Genomic DNA, 25221 nt, shown 5'->3' with positions numbered 1-25221 from the left:
TACAACATGAACACAAAAACCACTTCCAGAATTATACCTGTTAAAAAACCTAAGATCAATGTAATTACCCTGGGCTGTTCCAAGAATATTTATGATTCCGAAGTTTTAATGGGGCAACTGAAAGGAAACAATTTAAACGTGGTTCATGAGGCTAACGATATCAATAAAGACGATATCATCGTGATCAATACCTGCGGTTTTATCGACAATGCCAAACAGGAATCTATTGATACGATCCTTCAATACAGCCAGCTGAAAGAAGCTGGAAAAGTAAGCAAAGTAATCGTTACCGGATGTCTTTCTGAACGTTATAAACCAGAACTGGAAGCAGAGATCACCAATGTGGATGCTTTTTTTGGAACGAACGACCTGCAGAATATTTTACATTCCCTGGGCGCAAATTACAAGCACGAGCTGATTGGAGAAAGGTTACTGACCACGCCTTCACATTTTGCTTATTTTAAAATTGCCGAAGGCTGCAACCGCCCCTGTTCTTTCTGCGCCATTCCGCTGATGCGTGGTAAACACGTTTCTACGGAAATGGAAGCATTGGTACATGAAGCTAAAATATTGGCTGCCAACGGAACAAAGGAGCTGATCCTGATTGCACAGGACCTTACTTATTACGGACTGGATATTTATGGTAAACGTAACCTGGATGAGTTGTTGAGACGCTTGTCTGATATCAATGGTATTGAGTGGATCAGGTTACAGTATGCCTATCCTTCAGGATTCCCTATGGAGATCCTGGATGCGATGAATGAACGCGAGAATATCTGCAAGTATCTGGATATGCCTTTACAGCACATTACAGATAATATGCTGAAGTCTATGCGCCGCGGCATTACCAAACAAAAAACAATTGATATCGTAAACCAGATCAGGGATAAAGTTCCCGGCATCGCTATGCGTACTACGCTGATCTGTGGTTATCCTGGTGAAACAGAGAAAGATTTCGAAGAAATGCTGCGCTGGGTAGAAGATACACGTTTTGACCGGTTAGGTTGTTTTACCTATTCCCACGAAGAGAAAACACATGCACACGATCTGGTAGATGATGTGCCTGATGAAGTAAAACAGGAACGCGTAGATGCAATCATGGAGTTACAACAGGGAATATCTTTTGATATTAACCAGGAAAAAGTAGGTAATACCTACAAAGTACTGATAGACCGTAAAGAGGGAGATTTCTTTATCGGACGTACAGAATATGATTCTCCTGAAGTAGATAACGAGGTTCTGATCGATGCCGCTACAGGTTACGCTGCCAATGGAAGCTTTGTCCAGGTAAAGATCGACCGTGCTGAAGACTTTGACCTATATGGACAGATTGTAAAATAAAATTGCTGTTTGAGGAATTGTAGATTATTAACTTAATTTCGTGCCAAATGCAGGCCAAGTACATCTCTTATCAGCAAACACATTCTTTCTCATCGGTTGTATTGGATTACATAGATGAAAAAGATAACCTGGAGTCTTTTTATAAGTACTCCCCTTCTATTCAGGGTTTTGAAAAGGCAGTTAAAGAACGAAAGTTCTCTGGCGACAGAAAGCTGCTTGTTACCACCCTGCAAAGACAATATGCGCAGCTGAACCCTTCAGCTTTAACAGCAGAAAACATCAACCTATTAGCTGATGACCGTACGTTTACGATCACTACCGGTCATCAGCTCAATATATTTACCGGCCCGCTTTATTTTATCTATAAGATCGTTACGGCGATTAAACTGGCTGCCGATCTTAAACAGCAATTTCCTGATTACAATTTCGTGCCGGTTTACTGGATGGCGACTGAAGATCACGATTTTGAAGAGATCAACCATGTAAAGGTAGAAGATAAAATGCTCACCTGGAAAACCAACGCTGCGGGAGCCACCGGCAGGTTAAACCCATCAGATATAACTGAGGCTTTAGTTGGTTATAAAGGTTATCTGGGAATCAGTGAAAATGGCGCGGCCTTTTCTGCACTGGTAGAGAAAGCCTACACTAATCACGATACACTGGCCGATGCAACCCGCGAACTGGTAGACGCACTGTTTGGCAAAAAAGGGTTGGTTTGTGTAGATGCAGATGATGCCGCTTTAAAAGCACAGTTTGCCCCAATCATCTACCGCGATATCGTTGAACGGCATAGTTTCGAGCAAATCACTAAAAGCAGTGCATTGCTGGAGGAGCATGGTTATAAACCACAGGTAAATCCAAGAGAGATCAATTTCTTTTACATGACCGACCGCTTAAGGGAACGAATTGTAAAAGAGAACGATGAGTATAAAGTCCTGAACACTGCTATCAGCTTTTCACAGGAAGCCTTACAGGAGGAAATCACTACCCATCCGGAACGCTTTAGTCCGAATGTAGTGATGCGCCCCGTTTACCAGGAAGTGATTCTCCCCAACCTTGCTTATATCGGCGGCGGGGCCGAAGTTACCTACTGGTTACAGTTAAAAGCTAATTTTGATTTTTACGGTGTTCCTTTCCCCGTATTATTGCTACGTAATTCTGCACTGGTTATTGACGACAGAAGCGCCCGTAAAATGCAGATTCTGGATATCAGTCCTATCAGTTTGTTCCATACTAATGAGCAGTTAAAGAACGATTGGATCAAAGCCCATGTTGGCGATTCTCTTTGTCTTGATGATGAACAAAGGGCTATCCGCGCTGTATTTGACCAGATCAAGCTAAATTCTTATAAAATAGATAAAACACTTTCCCTTTCTGCTGAAGCAGCCAAAACAAAGGCCTTGAAACTGGTAACTAGCCTGGAGAAAAAACTGCTGCGCGCAGAAAAGCGCAAGCATACTACATCTTTACAGCAGATAGATAACCTCAAGAATAAACTTTTCCCTTCAGGTGTATTGCAGGAACGTGTGCTCAATATCGCACCAATGTATGTGTTATATGGTGATGATTTTATTGAAAGCCTGTTTACCGCATTCAAACCCCTGGATTATAAATTTACGGTCCTGTACGCTTAGTCATACGTTTAATCCATTCAGATGATCTCTTATACTTTCACCGAAGAACGCCTCAGAAGTTTCACTAAATCTGTTTTTCTGAAAATGGGATGTAATGATACCGATGCTGATCTGGCAACAGATGTATTATTGCGGTCGGATCTTCGGGGTATAGACTCTCATGGCGTAGCGAGGTTAAGCGGATATATCCGTTTATGGGAAAAGAAACGTATCAATGCTACGCCAAACATCAGGATAGTTCACGAAACCCCAACCACTGCAACAGTAGATGGTGATGCAGGTCTCGGCCTGGTAGTTGCACCATTTGCCATGAAGATAGCGATGGAAAAAGCTGCGGTTTATGGTACAGGCTGGGTGGCTGTGAAAAATTCCAATCATTTTGGTATTGCAGGATATCATGCATTAATGGCCGTAGAAAAGGACATGATCGGTATCAGCATGACCAATGCCAGTCCGCTGGTTGCCCCGACCTATGCTAATGAACGCTTATTAGGTACTAACCCGATGTGTTATGCTTTTCCGGCAGGAAAGTATCCGCCAGTAGTGGTAGATATGGCTACCGCAGCTGCAGCCAATGGCAAACTGGAAATAGCGCAACGCGCTAATCTTCCTGTTCCTGAAGGCTGGGTACAGGATAAAAACGGCAATATTTCCACAGACCCCAATGAACTCAAAGCTGGCGGATCATTGTTGCCTTTGGGCAGTGATAAGGATCACGGCAGCCATAAAGGCTATGGATTAAGCGCTACAGTAGATATTCTCACAGCAGTACTTTCCGGTGCCAATTACGGTCCATGGGTGCCTCCATTTGTGGCTTTCCTGGAACCTTCTTCAGACCCTGTAGGTGAAGGGTTGGGACATTTTTTTGGCGCCATGCGCGTAGATGGTTTCCGCCCGGCAGAAGATTTCAAGCATCACCTGGATAACTGGATTGAGCGTTTCAAGAGCGCCAAAACTGTAGATCCGTCCAAAAAAGTTATCATTCCCGGAGAACCGGAATATGCCTTTGAAAAGGAACGCCATATCTCGGGCATCCCATTGGTAGAACCTGTAGTTAATGATTTGAACGATCTGGCAGACAAACTAGGGTTAGAGCGGTTGTAAGAGGTTTATCTGGTTAAAAATAATTTCGTATACGCTATTCCGGCTGAAACCTTTGCCGCGCTGCGCTTGCAAAATTTCTAGGCCGTCATAGCGCACACAAAATTATTTTTCACAGATGATCTGGAGGGTATCCATTGAAGGATATCCAATAGATAATCTTCAGGAAAAACTCTATCATGATTAAGGTTTCTTCTAAAGCAAGTGCTATAAGGCGCCATACAGGGATATTCAAACTCACAATAAATATGCTGGATGTTCAGCTTTCCTAAAGCGTCACACAAAATGTACATCAATTTCAAAAAGAATCTACCCGGTTATCTGGGGGGCACCTAATTAAAGCGATCGCTATAAAGCACCCTGCAAAAGATGATCATAAAAAAAACGAGTATCATATATTATTGCCTAGGATTCATGCAAGCGTAGCGCAGCGTTATTCCAGCAATAATATATGATACTCGTTTTTTGAGCGAAGCAAGGATACCCCAGCCAGCTTATCGTTTAGTGAATCCCCCTGAATATCCTACTCCAGCGAATCTTATTGAAGAACGAACCTTCAGTACTGTAACTCATCCAGATAAACAAAGCCTTACCCACGATATGGTCTTCCGGAACAAATCCCCAGTAACGTGAATCCAGCGAATTATGCCTGTTATCCCCCATCATCCAGAAATAGTTCATTTTAAAAGTATAACTATCTGTTTTAACACCATTAATCATCCATCCGCCAGCAACCTTCTCTAGCTTATTTCCTTCATAAACTTCTATTGCGCGTTTATACAAAGGCATGGTTGCACTATCCAGCTTAACCGTCCATCCTTTCTTAGGAATCTGGATCGGCCCCCAGTTATCAGCGTTCCATTTGCGGTTCGGATCCTGAGGGAATATACTTGGTTCGGCTTCTCCGGGTTTAGCGGTACGGGTAGTTACTGAAGCTACAAAGTCAAGCTTCTTCACCCTATCCATCATTTCTGGTGTCCCAATAAAGTTATAAGTATCCTGAGAAACTGCCATGATATCCCTTTCAATTATAAAGCCCATTTCTTCAAAAACACTGAAATTAACATCACTGCTTTTAAACTTCACAGTATAATCGATCTGTCCGGTGTTTTTCATTGGCTCAGCCTTGCCGTTGATAGACACCAGGCCATTAGACATGCTCATTACATCTCCACTGATACCAATACAGCGTTTGATATAATTTTCTCTTTTATCTACCGGGCGACTGGTTACGGTATACTGGCTATGCACTGCCTGCCATCCTGCCGAACGTACCATTTCATAATAATCACGGTCCTGGGCTTCCAGTGCTACAGTATCTCCATCCGGGAAGTTGAACACCACAACATCATTTCTTTTGATCTCCTGTATACCAGGTAATCTTCTGTACTTCCATTGTACGCCATCCCAATAAGCTTTAGTGCCGGTGATGGGCATCGTATGGTGTGCAAAAGGAAAAGCTACCGGTGTCATCGGTATTCTGGCACCATAATTCACTTTACTCACAAACAGGAAATCACCTATCAATAGTGATTTTTCCATTGATCCCGTAGGGATAGTATAAGCTTCAATAAAAAATACACGGATAATCGTTGCCGCAATCACAGCAAAAACGATGGCATCAAACCATTCCCTGCTCTTGGTTTTTTTTATTTTTGGCGCGGCTCCTTTATCCTTTTGCCAGAACTTCAATTTCATATGTTATTTATTAAAAATTAAATATATCAGATATATTGTAAAATCCCTGTTTATTTTGCAGCCATTCTGCAGCAACCACTGCGCCCAGGGCAAAACCCGCGCGACTATTAGCTGTATGTTTGATTTCTATTTCATCCACTTCAGAACTGTAGATCACAGTATGTGTTCCAGGGATATTCTCAATCCTTTCGGAAGCGATCAGCAGCTGATCCTGTTTGAGCACATCAACAGATACTTTGCCATCTAGCTCATTTACCCATTCTTTCTTACGGTCCAGGTTTTCGATGATATCCTCTGCGATAGTCATCGCTGTTCCGCTTGGTGAATCCAGTTTTTGTGTGTGATGGATCTCTTCTACCTGTACATCATATACAGGATAGTTATTCATTACTTTAGCCAGTACCTGGTTGATGTGGAAGAATAAATTCACGCCGATGCTGAAATTAGATCCGTATAGCAACGTATGATTATTGCTTAAACATTCATCTTTTACTTCCTGCAACTGTCCGTACCAGCCCGTTGTACCTACAATCAATGGTACATTGGCATCAAAACAGGTATAGATATTTTTAAGAGCAGCATCCGGCAAACTGAAATCTATGGCCACATCGGCTTTTTTCAAATTGGAAACAGTGAGGTCCGATAAGTTATTAGAGCCGATCTTCAGCACAATATCATGTCCTCTTTCTATCGCAAAACGTTCAATGATCTGACCCATTTTACCATAACCGATTAAAGCTATATTCATTTTATATTAATTTTTAAGGGAATTGGAGAAGCATAGTTAGCAATTCTAAAAACGTAAAGAAAATTTCAGGGCAGGTGCATAACTAGGGTTGTATCCGTACATCATCGAACTCTGGCTAATTACTGAAGGAGAGATTTTAATGGCCAGGTTATCCCCTACATCAAAATACTTCAGCCTTGCGTCTACATAAGCGTCAATCACATTGACCGCGTACACACCAAATATCGAAATGATAACTACCTCTCTGTTTCTACGGTAAACTTCTTTAGCTGTAATTAAGTTATCGGTAGAATACTGGGACCCCAGCCCGTTTCCAGGCTTGGGTGTTCCATCATGTCCGTCTCTCCACTGGATTTCTGAAAGATAATGATGATAATTCTTGCTATTAGTTTTATATGAAAGAATCAAGGCAGTCTCACCAACGTAAATAGCCGCCACTTTAAGCAGACGGTAAACGCTCGGTCCGGTAGTTAGCTGCCCCCAGCCGGGGATAATCATAGACCTGAAAAGAGCTTTCCGGGCTGCGATCTTACCATAATTAATATACTTTACGGTGTCTGTTTTTTTAGCGCTCAGCTTTGTGCTGTCGCCCCGAATCAAACTATCACCTTTAACGGCTATGATCTGCTGTCCACTGGCAAATAATACCGAGCAGCAGAATAAAACCAACAACAATACTATTTTTGGCATTACCAATCTAATAATTCTAATATTCTGCTCAGGTCGTCATCAGAAACAAAAGGAATTTCAATAGCTCCCTTTCCATTTTCCCCTACTTTCAGTTTCACCTTGGTGGCAAATCTGGAAGCCAGGTCTTTCTGCAGTTTCTGGTATTCAAAAGATACTCCGGGAACCGGCGCTTTACTTTTAGGTTTCAGCTGCAGGCTGTTGATGCTTCTTACCAGTTCTTCAACTTTTCTTACAGATAATCCCTTATCGATAATTTCCTGATGGATGAACAATTGTTTATCGGCTTGTTCTACATTGATCAGTGCCCGCGCATGTCCCATAGATATTTTCTGGTCGCGGATAGATATCTGTATTACCGGAGGCAATTTCAGCAGGCGCAGGTAATTGGTTACGGTCGATCTATTTTTACCCACACGTTCTCCCAACTGCTCCTGTTTCAGGTTGCACTCTTCCAGCATCCGCTGAAAACTCAGGGCCACTTCTATTGCATTTAAGTTTTCACGCTGAATATTCTCAATCAGTGCCATTTCCAGCATCTGCTGGTCATTCGCCAGACGAACATAAGCCGGGATCTCCTTTAGTCCTGCTAATTTGGATGCCCGTAAACGTCTTTCACCAGAGATAAGCTGATAACCACCGCTTTCAGTTTTCCTGACAGTGATTGGCTGGATCAATCCCTGCACCCGGATAGAATCGGCCAGCTCATTTAAAGCTACCTGGTCAAATTCCGTTCTTGGCTGATAAGGATTGGTCTCTATATCGTTGATATTGATATTACCAATATTCGTATTATTCGGTTGTGCCTTCTGTTCAGTTTCACTGACCGGATTCATTGCATTTTTCGGAGGGTGTACCGAATCGGAGTCATCCAAAAGCGCACTCAACCCTCTGCCTAAACCTGTTTTTCGCTGAAAAGATGTCATTGAATGATAATTTAAATAGTTGCAGAAGTCACACCCTGGGTTTCTTTAACCAATCCGTTTTTACGGACGATCTCCCGGGCAAGATTCAGATAATTAATAGCTCCCTTACAGTTGGCATCATGCATGATTACAGATACCCCATAACTTGGCGCCTCACTCAAGCGGGTGTTCCGCTGTATAATGGTATCAAAAACCAGTTCCTGGAAATGTGTTCTCACCTCTTCCACTACCTGGTTGGATAAACGCAAACGCACGTCGTACATGGTAAGCAGGATGCCTTCAATTTCCAGTTCAGGGTTTAACCTGTTCTGTACAATTTTTATGGTATTCAGCAGTTTACCTAGTCCCTCAAGCGCAAAATATTCACACTGTACAGGAATGATCACAGAGTCGGCGGCTGTTAAAGCATTGATAGTGATCAGGCCCAGTGAAGGGGAGCAATCTACAATGATAAAATCATACTGATCTTTGATTTTCTCTAAAACAGCTTTCATCTTGTATTCCCTGTTGGGAAGATTGATCATCTCAATCTCTGCCCCTACCAGGTCAATATGTGCCGGTAAAAGGTCGAGGTTAGGTGTTTCTGTCTTTTGAATGGCTTCAGAAGGCTCAACATCATTGATGATACACTCATAAATGCTGTTTTTGATACTTCTTGGATCAAATCCAATTCCTGAGGTAGAATTGGCCTGAGGATCGGCATCTACTAATAAAGTTTTGTATTCTAATACGGCCAGGCTGGCGGCTAAATTTATAGATGAAGTTGTTTTACCTACACCACCTTTCTGATTTGCCAATGCAATAATTTTACTCATTTATCTTTTTAATAATTACCAATTATTTCCCTGAGAATTTGTGAATTAGATTCTTTTTATAAAAACACGATTTTTACCTATATTTAGGCGCTTTTTAACAATTAGCTAAGATACAAACTTAATGACAATATATATGTTAAACAGTTATTGTTTTAAACATATTACTAACAATCAAACATGGTTACGATCATTTCCGGCACAAACAGACCTGGTAGCAATACGCTGAAAGTCGCAAAATATTATCAGGATAGCATGGCTAAAAAAGGACAGGAAGCTAATGTCCTGAGCCTTACAGACCTTCCCGGAAATTTAATCGTATCCGATCTTTACGGAAAAAGATCTGCTGAGTTTGAAAAAATACAACAGCTGATGACAGCGACAGAAAAGTTCGTTTTTATCATTCCCGAATACAACGGCAGCTTTCCCGGTATTCTAAAAACATTTATCGATGCCTGTGATTTCCCGGAAAGCTTTTATGATAAAAAAGCCTGTCTGGTGGGCATATCGTCTGGTAAATATGGAAACATCCGGGGTATAGATCACTTTGGAGGGGTTTGCGCCTACCTGCACCTCAATGTACTTCCCCTGCGCTTGCACATTTCGGCTATTAAAACCGAGCTGGATGAAAACGATGCTTTTTACAAAGAAGATACCTTAAAATTCACCGGTACACAGATCGACAAATTTATCGCTTACTAAGCCGAAGGGAATTGAGTTAAACGCCGAAAGACATCCAGGTTTTTCCTTCATTGCCAAACACGAAATAACCCGGGTAAAGGATCTCTGCAATATCTTCCAGGGAAGCAACAAAAGATTCGGGGTCACTCAAAAAGGCTGAGGTATCATCTGACAGCAGATACACCCTATTGAACTCTACAGCCGGCCATTCCTTTTCCATTAAAGCAGGTACGTAACCCATCAGGTCGGACATACTAAACAGGGGTTCCTGATAGAGCACTACCTTTGCCTGCAGCGGATCTTGTTGTATTTCAGCTCCCGCAGTTTCCAGTAATACATCCAGGATACTGCTTGGTATGTTCTGTGTATCCAGACAGCACACCGGAACCTTGTCCATAAACTTAATCTTATGCAGCACAATATCTACCCGATCCTGCAGATCTTCACGCAGGGTCTCATCTTCCACATTATTTATAACGGCATTTAAAAAAGACATAGCGATTAATTTATTACTTTGTGCAAAAATAGTATTCCTGAATTGATGCTCCGAATTATAAAAAATATTTTTTACACTTTAGGCATCCTTGCCCTCTGCAGCTGCGATCGCCCTGCTGAAGATAAAGGTAAAAAAGTCTTTAATATCAACTTCGATGAAATACTAACGTCCATTGATCCGGCTTTTGCGCGGAACCAGCAGGCCATATGGATGGTGAACCAGGTCTTTAACGGACTGGTACAGGTTGATGACCAGCTCAACGCAGTGCCTGCCATCGCAAAATCCTGGGAAGTAACAACAGACGGGCAGCGCTATATCTTTCATCTGCGTAACGACGTCTATTTTCAGGACGACCCGCTGTTTAAAAATGGCAAGGGAAGAAAAGTAATTGCATCAGACTTTGTCTATAGCTTTAACCGGCTGATCGATCCAAAGGTAGGTTCATCCGGCGGCTGGATATTCAGTGATAAAGTAAAGGATATTCACAATTTCAAGGCACTGAACGACAGCACTTTTGAGATTATCCTGACTAAACCTTTCCCGGCATTTATTAACCTGCTCACTGCCCAGTATTGCGTAGTCGTTCCCAGGGAAGTAGTGGAACATTACGGTAAAGATTTCAGGAGCCATCCAGTGGGCACCGGCCCTTTCCGACTGAAATACTGGAAAGAAGATGAGATCCTGGTGCTGCTTAAAAATGAAAACTATTGGGAAAAGGATGGCAAGGAACGCCTCCCCTATCTGGATGCCGTGAAAGTATCTTTTATCAGTGATAAGCAAAGTGCTTTTATGAATTTCATCAAAAAAGACCTTGATTTTTTTAAAAATGTTGACGGCAGCTACCGCGATGATATCCTGACCAAAAGCGGGCACATGACCAGCAAATACAAAGGAAAATTCCAGCTGATCAAAAGCCCCTATTTATGCACAGAATATATCGGCATATTGGTAGATACCAATCAGGCCATTGTGAAACACTCTCCTTTAAGGTTCAAAAAAATACGTCAGGCGATCAATTATAGTATTGACAAGGTAAAGCTGATCAAATACCTGCGTAATAGTGTAGGCACGCCGGCCACATCTGGTTTTGTGCCCAAAGGGATGCCCGGGTTTGACAGCACCCTGGTAAAAGGCTACCATTATGACCCGGTAAAAGCCGCCAAATTACTTGCCGAAGCAGGTCATCCAAACGGAAAAGGGATGCCGGAACTGACACTGACCACCTCAACCAACTACAAAGACCTGATGGAATTTGTACAGGGAGAATTGGGCACACTGGGTATAAAGGTTAAAGTAAACGTTACCCTCAATGCCAGCCTGCGGGAGCTGATGTCTAAAAACGAAGTCACCTTTTTCAGAGGTTCCTGGATTGCAGATTACCCGGACGCAGAAAATTATCTATCCGTATTTTATTCGAAGAACAAAGTGCCCTACGGCCCGAATTACACCGCTTATTTTAACAAAGACTTCGACCGTCTTTTTGAGCAGAGTTACTATGAGAAAGATATAAAAAAACGCTACCAGTTGTACCAGCAGATGGATAATATGGTAATGGAAAATGCCTCTGTTGTCCCTGTACTTTACGACCAGTCGGTGACTATGCTGCAGAATAATATCAGCGGTTATTCCATCAACCCTCTAAGCCTGATGATCTTAAAACGGGTGAAAAAGAAATAAAAAATCCCCGCTGTATTTTTGCACTGGCCCAAAAAAGTTACACACTTTATGGGGCAGTGCATTGCCTGCTGCGGGGATTTTAAAAAAAAGAATATTTTATTGCTGGGTGCCTGTTCCTCCGCCTACGCCGCCGCCGGTTCCTTCCTGCTGTTTCAAATCGTCATTTTCAATTCCCTTTTTCTTTTTAGGCTGGCTAAAAGTAACTTTACCAAACTTGTAGCTAAAGTTAACCCCAAAAGAACGTAATGGGTAATAGATATTAGTGCTCTGCACGAAGCCGGTTCCCGTATTCGTAGTAGCGATATGCAGGTCACGGTAAAAGGGATTCAACACATTCACCCCTACTGTAGCTTTTTTCTTCATGATATCTTTCTTGAAAGCTCCTCCATAGAATGCCATTGCCCCGGTAGTTCCCTGGAAGGTCTTTTTAGAGGCATTGTACACCCCGAAGATCTCTGTGTTCCATCCTCCTTTAAAGGAGATTGCCGATCTTGCGAAAGCCGTATAAGTGGCGTATAATCCAGTATTCACATTAGTTTGAGAGTTGGTCACATCATAGGTATTCACACTAAAATTCCCCATCAAAGTCCATTTTGGCAAAGGATTATAACTTCCGAAGATATTGGCACCAAATGATTTGTTCTTTCCAATGTTAAAATAACTGGTCAGTTTTTGATCTGGCTGGTACAAACTTTCAATTACATTTTGCGTTTCACGGTAAAATATCGAGGCGTTGATCACCGATCCTTTGATATAGGTTGAATAACCCAGTTCCAGTGAGTTACTGATCTCAGGACTTAGATTAGGGTTACCCTGGGATTTATTGTTGGGGTCATTCTGATTCAGGAAAGGATTCAGGAAATTTAAGCTTGGCCGTTGTACACGTTTATTATAACTCAGTTTTAATGTAGAGTTTTTGCCAAACTTCCTGGAGATAATAGCACTTGGAAAAAGATTAAAATAATCATTGTTAAAATTAAGTGAAGTACCAGACACCCCACTGATATCCGTATATTCTGCTCTTAATCCAGCTTTTACATCAAATGATTTAGCTATTTTAAAGGTGATCACCCCATAGGCTGCCGCTACATCCTGGTTATAGTCAAAATCCTGATCGCTGCTTGCATATTTACTGGTGATATCCCTGAAGATACCCTTAGCCCCAGTTTCCAGAACTACTCCTTTAGAGAAAGGATAGGTATAATCCGTTTGTACAGTATACTCATTATTTTTACCTGTATTATCGCCATTAACGGTCGGTGTATTGGGTTGACCAGGAATAATATCATAAGTACTGTATCCTGTGGTATTCCTGCCGAAGCTGGCCTGGCCTGAAACGGTAAATTCTTCGCCCTCTTTCTTAAAAGTCCTTCGGTAATCTGCACTCCAGTCTATATTATTGAGCCTGTATTTATTTTCAGAAAAACGCTGATACTTGCTAATGGAGTCTCCTACACTTTGTGTTACATCAAACGTTCCGTTGGAACCATTGGAGAAGTTATTATATTTCACATTGGTAGAGAGGTTGTTGTAGGCATTGATATCATAATCCAAACCGAAGCTTCCGTTGTAGCCGTATCGTTTTGCACGGGTATAACCATCCTGTAAAATAGAAGTATTAGAAGCATCATAATCATTCAGCGCCACATACTTTGTATTCTGCGGAATGGCATACTGACCGCCAAAATTACTCGTAATTCCCAGTCGCCCTTTTTTAGCGTTTAAACTGAAGTTACCATTATTCTGTCTCGTTCCGGCCGATAAGTTTGCGCTTCCGTTGATACCCTGTGCCGTTTTTTTCTTAGTAATGATATTGATAATCCCTCCCGCTCCTTCTGCATCATATTTAGCTGAAGGGCTGGTGATCACCTCTATACTTTTTATCTCTTCTGCGGGAATCATTTTTAATGCATCTGACACACTGTTGGCCAATGTTCCTGAGGGCTTGCCATTGATCAGCACCTGAACCGCAGCGCCCTTTAAGGTAGGGTTACCATCAATATCAACAGAAACCATAGGTACCTTACGCATCACATCGCCGCCGGTGCCTCCGGCGGTAGTTACGTCTTGCTCAGCATTATAAACTACCCGGTCAATTTTATTTTCTATCATCGGGGTTTTGCCCTGGATGTTTACCTCCTTCAGGTTACTCTGCGTACCTGAAATATAAATAGAACCTGCATTGAGATCGGGCTTTTCAGGCGTTGTTTTTAACACAACCGATTTACTTTTATACCCCATAAAACCAATAACCAGTTTATACTGATCGGGGGCAACATTTTGCATGTTAATTTTTCCTTTAGGGTCAGTAACCCCTCCGTTAACAGACTTATTGTCTTTGATGCGGATCAGTGAAACAGTGGCATAATCAATCGGCGCTTTAGTAGCTGAATCTATAATAGTAGCAGTAATACGTCCTGTAATAGTAACCTTTTGCGCTCCCCCCATTGAAAACTGGGCATTGGCATGCTGTACTAAAAAGACAATAGTAAGTAAGAGTAGAATTTTTTTCATCGTAAAATAATAGCGTTAATAGATCTTCTATATTAGTCTGTACAAATATATTTTTGTTACAAGGATTAAAAAATAGTTTTTGGTTAACCGTATTTAAATCACCGGCAAATGGAGGGAAATTACCGGTAAAAAAAATAGGATGCTGTTTAGGCATCCTAATTATATAACGTTATTTTAAAATTCAGGGATCAGGCTAACCGATAACTTTCCCCATAAAAGGATCACTAAAGCTGGTTTTACCAGTTTCTACACGGCCTGCATATCTTTTGCTGAAAGGTTCATGCCCCTTCAGCTTTATACTGAAATCATACCAGCCATAACTGTTGCTGAGGTTAAGGACAATAGCAGATGTACCTGCCGGCTTTACTGTCACACTATGATTATTGGTTTTATAACTATGGTCAATCACCTCAAAAGCATAAGACTGTTTACCGGAATTGGTAACATTCAGTTCAATATTTCCAGTCAAAAGACCTTTATGAACAAGATTATGCTGATAGGCTATACTGATATCTGCTAAAGGGTCATTTGCATCTCCCATAAATTCACGGTAAAAACCATTGGGACCATATACCCGCAAGTGGTAAAGCTCATTTTCGAAATCATTCAGTGCCCAGCTATCCCCCAGCTGATCTCCGGGTTTCAAGCCATAAGCCCAGGTACGTACCTGTTCCAGCTGGCCACTATGCAGGTTCTTATATTTCCCCGGTGCATAAACATTAAATGGCGCTCCTGCAGTCAACTTTCCGAATACTTCATTTTTATTCTCAAACCTGATATCAAAAAACTTTTTATCTGCACTTAATTTACCTTCTGCATAGATCTGGTAAGGCAAAGCACAAGCAGGACGAATTCCTTTTTCCTGCTGCGGCATATAGGAAGATTGATGCGGTGCAGTGTTGATCAGAGCTATTTCTTCCGGGTTCAGTACTTTATAATCTGATGGTACCACTTTAAATTTAGCTTTATGGATACTCTCTAAAAAAGCATCTTTAACCAGCGGGTCCGGGTTAACTGCTTTCTCCTGATCTTCAGTCCTGAAAACAGAACTCAGGTCGCCACAAACCATCCGGCGCCAGTTACTAATATTAGACTCTTCAATTTTTTTACCCGTTTTTTTATAGAGAAAATCTTCCAGGAACTGTAAGGTAGACGTATGGTCAAACACTTCAGAATTTACATATCCGCCGCGGCTCCATGGAGAAGCAACAATCATCGGTACCCTATAACCCAACCCAATGGGGCTTTCACGTTTATAATCTCTTGGAAAATCTTTGCGGGCAAGCTCCTGCTCCAGCGTAACAAATTCTACACGGGTATCTATGCCATCAGAAACTTTACCGGTACCCTCTTTATGCGAATGAGGTGCAACAAATGGGGGAACATGGTCAAAGTATCCGTCATTCTCGTCATAAGTAACAATGAATATCGTCTTTTTCCACACTTCAGGATCTTTAGTCAGGATATCCATCACTTCAGAAATATACCATGCACCATACCAGGCCGAACTTGGATGATCAGAAAAGTTTTCCGGTGCAGTGATCCATGATACCGTAGGCAATTTACCCTGCGTTACATCTTCCCTGAACTGGTGCAATACATCTCCTTTAGGCACCTTCATATTGCGCTCTACACCATCATCATGATAAGGAAGATCGGTTAGGGTATGATAATCAGGATCATTCTTATTGGTATCAAAAGCTTTTAAATGAATATTCTGCTGATGCTGAGATAACTTTTCAAACTTTCCTGGTTCTATATTTTCTTTGGCATTTTTATAGTCAAGCTGTTTCTGGTTCAGCTGTTTTTGCAGATGTGCGATATGTGCATCTCCCGAATTAAGGGCTGCGATCTGATCTTCCAGCGCTTTAATCTCAGCAGGGAAAAGTTCTACTCTTTTTCTCAACTGCTCCAGATGTTTGGGATGCAGCTGGATATTATACTGGGAGAAAAACTCCAGGGGATTATCCTGAAAATTTGACAGCCATGCATCTCCTTCGCCTTCAAAACCCACATCAATACTCATCTCATTTTGATAACACTTCCAGCTTACGCCATTTTCTTCCAGCCTCTCAGGATAGGTTTTCCAGTTCAGTGTTCCGTAATCCATATCTTCATTCCACACATTGGCCCTGGAGTCCTCGTGCTGTTCTTCACGAATGGTGCCCGACCAGAAATACAAGCGATTGGGGTTAGTCCCTGTCAGGGAAGAACAGAAATTCTGATCACATACCGTAAAAGCATCTGCCATGGCATAATAAAATGGAATATCTTCCCTTTTATGATAGCCTAGTGTTAAGGGCATTTTCGCATATTTTGGATTTCCCTGCTGCTTAAAATTAAGCCACTGATCATGTTTACCATCATTACGCGAATTAACCTGGTTAGACCAGTCGTGCGGCAGAGAGCCCATCCAGGTGGTTTTAGTATTCTTAATATCTAAATGAAAGGGTGCATAAGTTTCGCCGGCCAGGTTAGATTGCAACCATACTTTATTTTTGTTCGGCAGGTCTATCGCCCGCGGATCATTGAATCCGCGTACACCTTTCAGCGTACCAAAACAGTGATCAAAGGAACGGTTTTCCTGCATCAGGATCACAACATGTTCTGCATCCAGATAAGTACTTCCTGTTTTAGGATCGATAGCCAGTGCTTTCTGTATAGACATTGGCAATACAGTGAACAATCCGGCTGCGCCTGATAAAAGGGCTGCTTTTTTGATAAATTCTCTTCTGTTATCCATGATTTTGAATTTAAGATATTTTATTGGTTCGCTTTGCAATAATTTGCTCACAAAGACCGAAAGATAAAGTCATTCCATTTCCGCCCATGCCATTAATAATGGTTACACCCGGTGCGGCTTCCATCACCAGTTCTGTCTGCCCGTTAAGCATTTTCGGATAGATACCATTCCAGGTCTGGATCACGCGGCTGTCTTTTAGCGAAGTGAAAGTCTGGAGATAACCCAAAATCAGCTGGTTGATAAAATCCTTATCAAAAGGATCATGTACCAGGCCATATTCATGTGAATCGCCAACGGTAAGTTCAGCCAGGTGATTTTGTGAAACCATTACATGCACGCCCCATCTTAGATGCTCGGCGTATTGTTCTTCATAACGTTTCCGTAACTCGGGCAATGAAGGGGCCGACTGAAAGCCAGGATAATGGATCATCGACAAACCTCCGCAAAGCGAAGGGCCTATACGCCAGCCTTCAGGCTGTGCGGCCATTCGCAGCATTTGCAATTTACATTTAGTGATCCCTGCCTCACGAAACAATTCCGGATAGAGTGTTTCAAATTCGGCACCACTGCATACATAGATCTCATCTGCATGCCAGCTTCTTTTTCCGGACCTTACTTCAGGATGATTCACCAGGCTGATGGCTGTATTCCAGTGAAATTCTACACCGTACTTTTCTATTAAATAATCAGCGATTTCCTGTATGGCGGCCCTGGCTTCTACGATCATTTCTGTCCCGCTCCATAAAGCACCTTTTAATCCTTCAGGATTAACGCCAGGCGACTTTAGAAGAGTTTCTTCAGCCGAAAGCAAACGGCAATCACGTTCGGCCGAATTAGCTGCGGCATACTCTGCCATTACTTTCAGTTCGTCATCATGATAAGCAATATGCAAAGAGCCCACTTCATCATGCCAGATATTTGCTTCGGTGCAGATCTCTTTCCAGATACTCCGGGATAACATCGCCCGGTCAAATAAAGGCCCGGTTGGCTGCCCTATAGGCCATACCATACCGAAATTACGAATGGAAGCACCTACAGCCCTTTCATTACGTTCAAATACTGTTACCTGATAACCTCTTATCGCTAAAGCCCTTGCCGTAGCCAGCCCTACTATTCCTGCGCCAATTATGATGGCCGATGGTTTACTCATGCTGTGTATAAATTAAGTTTTTGCTGTTCTTTTTTTTCTTTGTTCGCCGTTTGCATAAAGTAGAGTAAGGATAACACAGCTCCGGTGCCTCCAATTACAGCCAGGGTTAACAATCCGTTTTTGAAAAATATGTCCCAGCTGATGCCTGGTTTTAGGAACTCTTTGACCAATAAAACGCTGATACTGCCCAGATAGCCCATTGCATCTGCCAGATACATTACAAAACCCACATTACTTTTATAATTAAAAGAAGCGATCATACGTTCAAAAAAAATAGCGTTATAAGGCACATAACCTAAGTAAAGGCCAAGACCCGCCATCGTCATCCAGGTTACAGGATTAATCAGTTTTAAATCAAACAGCACTGTTGCCACACCTGCAAGGATACAACCGCCAATAATCAGGAAATGGATCAGCTTAAAAGCGAAAATATTCTTCCTGATCAGGATCAGCAGGCTCATCGCCACCAGCACAATAATAGAAATAACTGCATCGATGTTAGCGTAGATATTGTTGCTTTTTATCCCCAGCCCCTGCCAGATCTCTACTTCAAAATTATCACGGATATCACGCATCATTGTTAACATCACATAAATGATTAAGGTGAGCACAATGCCCGGCAAAAAACGCATCATGAACTTCTTCCGGTCATCTGCCGACATCGGTTTTCGTTCTACCCGCAATTGTTTATCCAGCTCTGTTGGTGCAGGCATCAGTTCAAGGCAAAAAACAAATAACAACAGCGGGATTACAAAAAGTGCCCCTGTTAAAAAAGGCATATAGTATTCATTTACGTGAACGCTGCTCATGAGTGTACGGCCAACAGTTTTCACAAAACCAGAGGCAAATATCAAACTGATGGACAATACTGCTGCCATAAATTCGGTTGACCTTCGTCCTTCCAGGTAACCAAAAACCAGTCCCCAGATCATTCCTAAAGGAAAACCATTAATAAAAAGCATTAAAATATTATAGGGTGCAGGGATCAGTGCAAAACCCAGTAGCGCCAGCCATGACACGCCGATCAGCAGTAAAATGCTTTTAGCCCTGTTGCGGGGATTGATTTCAGCAATAAAACGAATGCCATAAAATTTACTGAGCGTGTAACCCAGCACCTGTGCAATCACTAGCCATACCTTATAGTCGATATGAAAATACTGGTGCCCGGTATAGGTCCCCGCAGCAAAAGCTTTTCGAAAGGCATACATACAGGTATAAGTACCAAAGGCCGCCAATGCTGCCAGTACCGAATGCAGGCTATAAGGCCATTGGCCTACCCTGCCTCTTAGCCGTTCCATCAGCTGCATGATCAGTTTTTGATAATATCCAGAATAGCTGCAATATCATCCACGATATGTGTTGGCTGATATTTTTCCAGTTCTGCACGGGTAAAAGAACCGGTAGTTACACCGATAACAAAACGGCAGCCGGCCTGTTGTCCTTCACGAACGTCCACTTCAGTATCTCCTACTTTTACCACCTCCAGTGGTTCAGTGATCCCAGCTGCTTCCATCATTTTATGGATCATGAAAGAATACGGACGCCCCTTTTCTACCTCGTCAGATCCAACCAGGTAATCGATCAGGTTTTTCTCCCGCCATTGCAGCCTGGTCACTATGGCTTCAGCGATATTACGCGAAAAACCGGTATTGATACCTATTTTTATACCCATTTCATGGAGCGCCGCCATAGTGGCCTCTACATGAGGCAATGCTTCGATACCATCAGCAAACTGATAATGGAGAATCATCTGTGTAATAAACTCCTCGTGAATATTGCCAACTAATGCAGCATTGATTTTGTATTTATCCGGCTCATGCTCGGTAAGCATTTTGGTGATCGCCTCATTTTTTTCATAACCCATGATAGGGTCAATCATCTCCAAAGGAATCTCATAACCGTGTTTTTTCAGTGCAGACTGAAAGGCCTTACTTACCTCATGATCATCTTTAACCGTAGTACCGGCCAAGTCAAAAACTACTAGTTTAACGGACATATATTGCTTATTAAAATGTTAAGCAATACTAAACTTAGTTTATTAACATCAAACTAATTCCATATTAAGATTTGATTAAGTATGCGGTTAGTTTTTATTTTCAAAAAAATAAACCACCAGCATTCGCGCAGTCTTTTTGCCCAGGTTTTTAGGGGTATGTGCAATGCGGCCATCAAAAAGCATGGAATCTCCTTCATTTAAAACATAGCTCTCTTCATTAAACTGGTATTCTATTTTTCCTTCCAGCACATATTTGTATTCGTAGGCTTCGGTTTCTACCAAAGGCCTAAGGGCATTGGGTTCCAGTTCCAGGATAACAATATCAACGGTAGAATGAGTAATTGATTGGGTAAAGATACGCTGGTAATGAAATCCCTCCGCATGTTCTTTTTCAAAGTGATCGTATTCTGCTTTGCGTTTGATGATCACCGGGCTTTGGTCGTCTTTATCCCGGATGTCTTTGAAAAAAGCATTCAGGTCAATTTCCAATGCTTTGATAATATCAATCAATACCACCAGTGAAGGAATGGTACGGCTATTTTCAATTTGCGAAATCAATCCTTTACTCACATTGGCCCGTACAGATAACTCCTGAACAGTGATATTTTTTTCGCGCCTTCTGTCTTTTATACGGTTGCTGATTTGCAGTAAAATGTCGTTCTTCATCGATAGCTAATTATCAGCAACTCCAAAAATTTCCTCTGCTGACTTCGGCGAAAGTAAAAAATAAATGTAGCCGATGCAAAAACAGGAATGTTAATTACTGTTAATTAACGGGATTGATAATTCCGGTAATAGAATGGCGCAACACATTTATATCATCTGGTTAACAATTACTTAACACCGACCTGTTTCCTTTGTCAAAAAACAAATCCCATGACCATAGCAGCCAACACACCTGAACTCATTGTAAATGAAATTTTCTCCTTATATGAAAGACATGGAGATGAAGATTATATCGGCGAACCCGTATCGCAAATAGAACATATGTCGCAGGCAGCATCGCTTGCAGCGGATGGAGGATATGATGATGAAGTGATCTTAGCTGCCTTCTTTCACGATATCGGCCATTTATGTGCCAGTAATGAAGTAGAAAGCATGGATGGAATGGGCAATGTAGACCATGAAAAGTTAGGCGCCGACTACCTGCTGGAAAGAGGTTTTTCCAAACGGCTTACTGAACTGGTTAAAAGCCATGTGGTAGCCAAACGTTATCTCACTTTTAAGTTCCCGGAGTATTATGAAAAGCTTTCTCCCGCAAGCAGGGTTACCTTAGACTTCCAGGGAGGTGTAATGAGCGCTGAAGAAGCTGCAGAATTTGAACGTCAGCCAGATGCCGAGTTAATGATACAGTTACGCTACTGGGACGATAAGGCCAAAGAAACAAATGTAAAAGTTGACAATGTTGAATTTTTAAAATCAATGGCTACAAGACACTTAGCCAAAAATACACACTAATAATTGTTTCGGCAGTATTAATTAATTGTCAAAACACCTACTTTCATCTATTAAGAAATCCCACCTGCTTAACGATTTGGACACGGAATATTAAACTACACTTAACCTAATCTTAGTTTACAAATAATAAACAAAGTTTAGTATTGCTGTATAGAAATTCATTCTTTTTCCAAATTAATCTAAAGCAGATGGAACACATTTACAAGTCATTAAAAATAGTGATAACCGTGCTGTTACTCGGCCTTGCTCCTATACTAGGGTATGGGCAATCCAGAGTAACCGGTACAGTTAATGATGAAACCAACCAGCCTCTACCGGGCATTAGCATTATGCTAAAAGGTAGCAGCAAAGGAACGATCACCGATGGTTCAGGTCATTTTACGATTATCGCCAAACCAGGCCAGGTATTGGTATTTCATTCGGTTGGGTACAATCAACAGGAAGTTACGCTCACCAACAGCCAGAGTGTAATGGTAAACATGATCGCCAATAGCAGTGATCTAACAGAAGTAGTGGTAACTGCCCTGGGTATTAAGAAAGAAACCAAACGTATCGGCTATGCTGTATCAACAGTAAGCGGATCGGAACTGACCACTGCACGTGACCCTAATCCTATTACAGGACTGATTGGTAAAGTGGCAGGCTTATCGGTTGGCCCTTCAGCAGAATTACTGGGTGCACCAAACGTAAGCATCAGGGGTAATACCGTCTCTTTATATGTAGTGGATGGTTTCCCCATCAATACAGATACTTATAACCTGAGCCCGGACGATATTGAAAGTTTCACTGTACTGAAAGGCCCTGCTGCGGCAGCACTTTATGGTAACCGTGCTTCTTTCGGCGCAATCCTGATCACCACTAAAAAAGCCAATAAAACAGGTAATGGCCTGGCAGTTGATTTTAATAGCAGTACGGTGATCAATAAAGGATTTCTCGCCTTTCCAAGGGTACAACACTCTTACGGTCCGGGAGAAAACACTTTTTACACTTTCGTAGATGGTAAAGGCGGAGCACCAGGTGGTGTGGATAGTGATTATGATATCTGGGGACCTTATTTTAATGGGCAGCTGATCGCTCAGTATGATAGCCCTATCGTGAATGGCGTTAGACAGCCAACACCATGGACAGCCCGTGGAGCAAATAACTTAGCTAACTTCCTGCAAACAGGATATCAACTGAACAATAACGTTTCCATCTCTTCCACAGGAGATAATTATACCACCAGGTTTTCAGCTTCCCAACAGCACCAGCAAAGTTATATTCCAAGTGAATACCTGGATATCGCAAACTTTAACCTGTACGCAGCTTTTACGCCAAGTAAACGCTGGAAGTTTGAAGGAAACCTAGATTTCAACAGACAGTCAACAGATAACTTTCCTGATGTTCAATACGGTCCAAACAGTTTGATCTATAATTTAGCAATCTGGACAGGTGCCGATTGGAGTGTAAATTCACCAGACATCAAAGCCATATGGCAGCCTGGTAAAGTAGGTACACAATCAGAATTTGAAGAGTATACCCGCTACCATAACCCTTATTTATTAACACAGGAATGGACACGTGGTCATTACAAAAATGACGTATACGGTTACTTCAGTGGAAACTATAAAATCGATGACCACTTAAATGCAACCCTGCGTTCACAAATTGACACATATAATATCCTGCGTACAGAAGACCTGCCTTTCTCTGCCCACCCTTATGGACGTGAAGGAAATGAAGGTGATTATCGTGAAGACCGCCGCGACCTGTTTGATAACAATACAGAGCTGATGCTGAACTACAATTATACGGTTAAAAGGTTCCTGAACCTATCCGGAGTAGTGGGTAGTAATTTAAGGGAATTTAGTTATAACTCCAGCTGGACCTCTACAGATTACCTGAACGTTCCTGAAGTATATGCCTTCAGTAATTCAAAAAATGCTGTACAATCTACCAGCTTCAGTTCACAAATGCGCGTACTGAGTGCTTACTATTCATTGGACGCAAGTTTAGGTAAGTATGCTACCATTTCCACTACAGGACGTGTAGATAAATCATCTGCTTTCCAGGTACCAACAACCTATTTCTACCCAAGTTTATCTTTAGCAACAGTAGTATCTGACTATGTGAAGATGCCTAGCTTTATATCCTATTTAAAAGGAAGGGCTTCTTATTCCAACATCCGTTCTGATGCAACCTCTACTACTATTGGCCCTGCCCCTTATAACTCCATCTCCGTTTACGGTGGTACAACCTCTGGTGCCGGCCCGTTATTCTATAATCCACTGGGTTACGGATCAACTTATGCCTCCCCTTACAATGGTCCCGATTATTCACTGGCAACATCTTATTCTACCAGTAAACCCTATAACAGCCAGACTGCAGGTTATGCTTCCGACCTACTTTATCAAAACGGTATCAAAACATCTACCCGTTTAAATTATGAAGAAGGTTTTGACATCAAGTTTTTGAATAACCGTATCGGTTTTAGTGGTACTGCATTCCAGTATATTGACGGCCCGCAAATTTTAGCTAATACGATTTCTACCTCTACTGGTTATACCATTGAGTACCTGAATGCTTTGAAAACAAAGAAAACAGGATATGAAGGTTCCTTAACTGCTACACCAGTTAAAACATCAACCGGTTTTTCATGGAACATCATGGCCAATATCTCTACCTACAAACAAGTGTACAAAGAACTGCCGGAAGGACAAGACATCTATGCACAATTCTTTAAAGCCGGCGACCGTACAGATAAGTTATACGGTACAGCTTTCGTAAGAACACCAGACGGAAAAATCATCAATGACGCCACAGGTAAACCATTGATCAACCCGGTTCCACAATACCTGGGCAATGAGAATGGCAAATTTGCCTGGAGCTTCTCCAACAATTTCCAATACAAAAGCTGGAGTTTAGGCTTCCAATTGGATGGATCTGTAGGTGGTGTAATGGTAGATTATATGCATAATAAAACCATGCGCGGTGGTAGTAATATCCAAACTGCCGAAGGCGAACTAGGTGCTGCACGCTACCAGGATTGGCTAAATTACGGTAAGGCTGGTTATACCGGATCATATGTTGGCCCGGGTGTGGTGATCTCTAACGGAGTGCCTATTAATTATAACTCACAAACAGGTGCTGTTTTAAATTATGGAGCTTTACAATATGCCCCTAATACAACTGCAAGTCTTGTACAGGGTTATGTAAGTACGTATTACAATGCAGATGAAGCCAATTTAATGAGCAAAACGTATGCAAAACTGCGTGAGGTAACTATTGGTTATGATGTGCCTAAAAAGTTCCTGGAGAAATCGTTCCTCAAAAAGGTATCCTTCTCTATCTACGGACGGAACCTTTTATATTTCTACGCCAACAAAGATTTCAAGGATGTGGATTTAGATCAGTATAATGGTGCTACAGCTTCTACTTCTTTACAATCTCCAACAGTGCGCAGTTATGGTTTCAATTTCAAAGTTTCATTTTAATTGATCAACAGCATAAATATGAAACCATCATGATCTTTCAAATTGTATCACCAATGATTTTCAGATCATGATAGCTTCATCACCTT

Annotated in this window: 19 protein-coding genes; 7 read left to right on the top strand and 12 right to left on the bottom strand. The window is 41.8% G+C overall.

Going from position 1 to position 25221, the window contains the following annotated elements:
- Positions 1-6 precede the first annotated feature (6 nt).
- Genes rimO through GSQ84_RS12575 form a run of 3 tightly spaced genes read left to right on the top strand, consistent with a single transcriptional unit; the run spans position 7 to position 4079 of the window.
- The gene (gene rimO, locus GSQ84_RS12585; protein WP_158797627.1) at positions 7-1341 is read left to right on the top strand and encodes a 30S ribosomal protein S12 methylthiotransferase RimO; all 1335 of its coding nucleotides are present in this window, start codon (positions 7-9) and stop codon (positions 1339-1341) included.
- 47 nt (positions 1342-1388) lie between these two features.
- Positions 1389-2975: a bacillithiol biosynthesis cysteine-adding enzyme BshC gene (gene bshC / locus GSQ84_RS12580; protein ID WP_158797626.1), complete on the top strand. Its 1587-nt coding sequence runs from the start codon at positions 1389-1391 to the stop codon at positions 2973-2975.
- Positions 2976-2996: 21 nt separating this feature from the next.
- Complete coding sequence (locus tag GSQ84_RS12575; protein ID WP_158797625.1) at positions 2997-4079, top strand: Ldh family oxidoreductase; 1083 nt, start codon at positions 2997-2999, stop codon at positions 4077-4079.
- Positions 4080-4577: 498 nt separating this feature from the next.
- On the opposite strand, the gene lepB is transcribed toward GSQ84_RS12575, so the two are convergent.
- The 5 genes from lepB to GSQ84_RS12550 are packed head-to-tail and all read right to left on the bottom strand — an operon-like array spanning position 4578 to position 8950.
- Positions 4578-5774: a signal peptidase I gene (gene lepB, locus GSQ84_RS12570; protein WP_158797624.1), complete on the bottom strand. Its 1197-nt coding sequence runs from the start codon at positions 5772-5774 to the stop codon at positions 4578-4580.
- Positions 5775-5784: 10 nt separating this feature from the next.
- The gene (gene dapB / locus GSQ84_RS12565; protein ID WP_158797623.1) at positions 5785-6522 is read right to left on the bottom strand and encodes a 4-hydroxy-tetrahydrodipicolinate reductase; all 738 of its coding nucleotides are present in this window, start codon (positions 6520-6522) and stop codon (positions 5785-5787) included.
- Positions 6523-6567: 45 nt separating this feature from the next.
- Positions 6568-7212, bottom strand: coding sequence for a DUF5683 domain-containing protein (locus GSQ84_RS12560; RefSeq protein ID WP_158797622.1), 645 nt, complete (start codon positions 7210-7212; stop codon positions 6568-6570).
- On the bottom strand, positions 7212-8135 hold the full coding sequence (locus GSQ84_RS12555; protein WP_158797621.1) for a ParB/RepB/Spo0J family partition protein: 924 nt from the start codon (positions 8133-8135) through the stop codon (positions 7212-7214). The genes GSQ84_RS12560 and GSQ84_RS12555 overlap by 1 nt, the downstream gene beginning before the upstream one ends.
- 11 nt (positions 8136-8146) lie before the next feature.
- Entirely contained in the window at positions 8147-8950 is an 804-nt protein-coding gene (locus GSQ84_RS12550; protein ID WP_158797620.1) for a ParA family protein, read from the bottom strand.
- Between the two features lie 177 nt (positions 8951-9127).
- Here GSQ84_RS12550 and GSQ84_RS12545 point away from each other — a divergent pair, with 177 nt between their 5' ends.
- Positions 9128-9649: an NADPH-dependent FMN reductase gene (locus GSQ84_RS12545; protein WP_158797619.1), complete on the top strand. Its 522-nt coding sequence runs from the start codon at positions 9128-9130 to the stop codon at positions 9647-9649.
- 16 nt (positions 9650-9665) lie between these two features.
- On the opposite strand, the gene GSQ84_RS12540 is transcribed toward GSQ84_RS12545, so the two are convergent.
- Positions 9666-10124 carry a hypothetical protein gene (locus GSQ84_RS12540; RefSeq protein ID WP_158797618.1) on the bottom strand — a complete coding sequence of 153 codons (459 nt, stop codon included), beginning with the start codon at positions 10122-10124 and terminating at the stop codon, positions 9666-9668.
- Between the two features lie 45 nt (positions 10125-10169).
- Here GSQ84_RS12540 and GSQ84_RS12535 point away from each other — a divergent pair, with 45 nt between their 5' ends.
- Positions 10170-11801 (top strand): ABC transporter substrate-binding protein, encoded by a 1632-nt coding sequence (locus tag GSQ84_RS12535; RefSeq protein WP_158797617.1) that lies wholly within the window; start codon positions 10170-10172, stop codon positions 11799-11801.
- 96 nt (positions 11802-11897) lie between these two features.
- On the opposite strand, the gene GSQ84_RS12530 is transcribed toward GSQ84_RS12535, so the two are convergent.
- From GSQ84_RS12530 to GSQ84_RS12505, 6 genes are all read right to left on the bottom strand, one after another.
- Entirely contained in the window at positions 11898-14315 is a 2418-nt protein-coding gene (locus tag GSQ84_RS12530; protein ID WP_158797616.1) for an outer membrane beta-barrel family protein, read from the bottom strand.
- Positions 14316-14508: 193 nt separating this feature from the next.
- Positions 14509-17058: a phosphocholine-specific phospholipase C gene (locus GSQ84_RS12525; protein ID WP_158797615.1), complete on the bottom strand. Its 2550-nt coding sequence runs from the start codon at positions 17056-17058 to the stop codon at positions 14509-14511.
- A 10-nt stretch (positions 17059-17068) separates the two neighbouring features.
- On the bottom strand, positions 17069-18208 hold the full coding sequence (locus tag GSQ84_RS12520) for a TIGR03364 family FAD-dependent oxidoreductase (RefSeq protein WP_158797614.1): 1140 nt from the start codon (positions 18206-18208) through the stop codon (positions 17069-17071).
- Positions 18205-19506, bottom strand: a complete 1302-nt coding sequence (locus GSQ84_RS12515) for a DUF5690 family protein (protein WP_254070849.1) — start codon at positions 19504-19506, stop codon at positions 18205-18207. The genes GSQ84_RS12520 and GSQ84_RS12515 overlap by 4 nt, the downstream gene beginning before the upstream one ends.
- Positions 19507-19517: 11 nt before the next feature.
- Positions 19518-20204, bottom strand: coding sequence for an HAD hydrolase-like protein (locus GSQ84_RS12510; protein ID WP_158797612.1), 687 nt, complete (start codon positions 20202-20204; stop codon positions 19518-19520).
- 87 nt (positions 20205-20291) lie between these two features.
- Entirely contained in the window at positions 20292-20870 is a 579-nt protein-coding gene (locus tag GSQ84_RS12505) for a helix-turn-helix domain-containing protein (protein WP_158797611.1), read from the bottom strand.
- Between the two features lie 210 nt (positions 20871-21080).
- On the opposite strand from GSQ84_RS12505, the gene GSQ84_RS12500 reads away from it, so the two are divergent.
- Both GSQ84_RS12500 and GSQ84_RS12495 read left to right on the top strand, forming a co-directional pair.
- Positions 21081-21662 carry a phosphonate degradation HD-domain oxygenase gene (locus GSQ84_RS12500; protein ID WP_158797610.1) on the top strand — a complete coding sequence of 194 codons (582 nt, stop codon included), beginning with the start codon at positions 21081-21083 and terminating at the stop codon, positions 21660-21662.
- 188 nt (positions 21663-21850) lie between these two features.
- On the top strand, positions 21851-25135 hold the full coding sequence (locus tag GSQ84_RS12495) for a SusC/RagA family TonB-linked outer membrane protein (RefSeq protein ID WP_158797609.1): 3285 nt from the start codon (positions 21851-21853) through the stop codon (positions 25133-25135).
- Positions 25136-25221: the final 86 nt, after the last annotated feature.

The organism is Pedobacter sp. L105 (assembly GCF_009765875.1).
In the GTDB taxonomy this organism is placed as follows: Bacteria; Bacteroidota; Bacteroidia; order Sphingobacteriales; family Sphingobacteriaceae; genus Pedobacter.
Note: the sequence above shows the minus strand (reverse complement) of the source record. Positions and strands in the feature narration are given on the sequence as shown.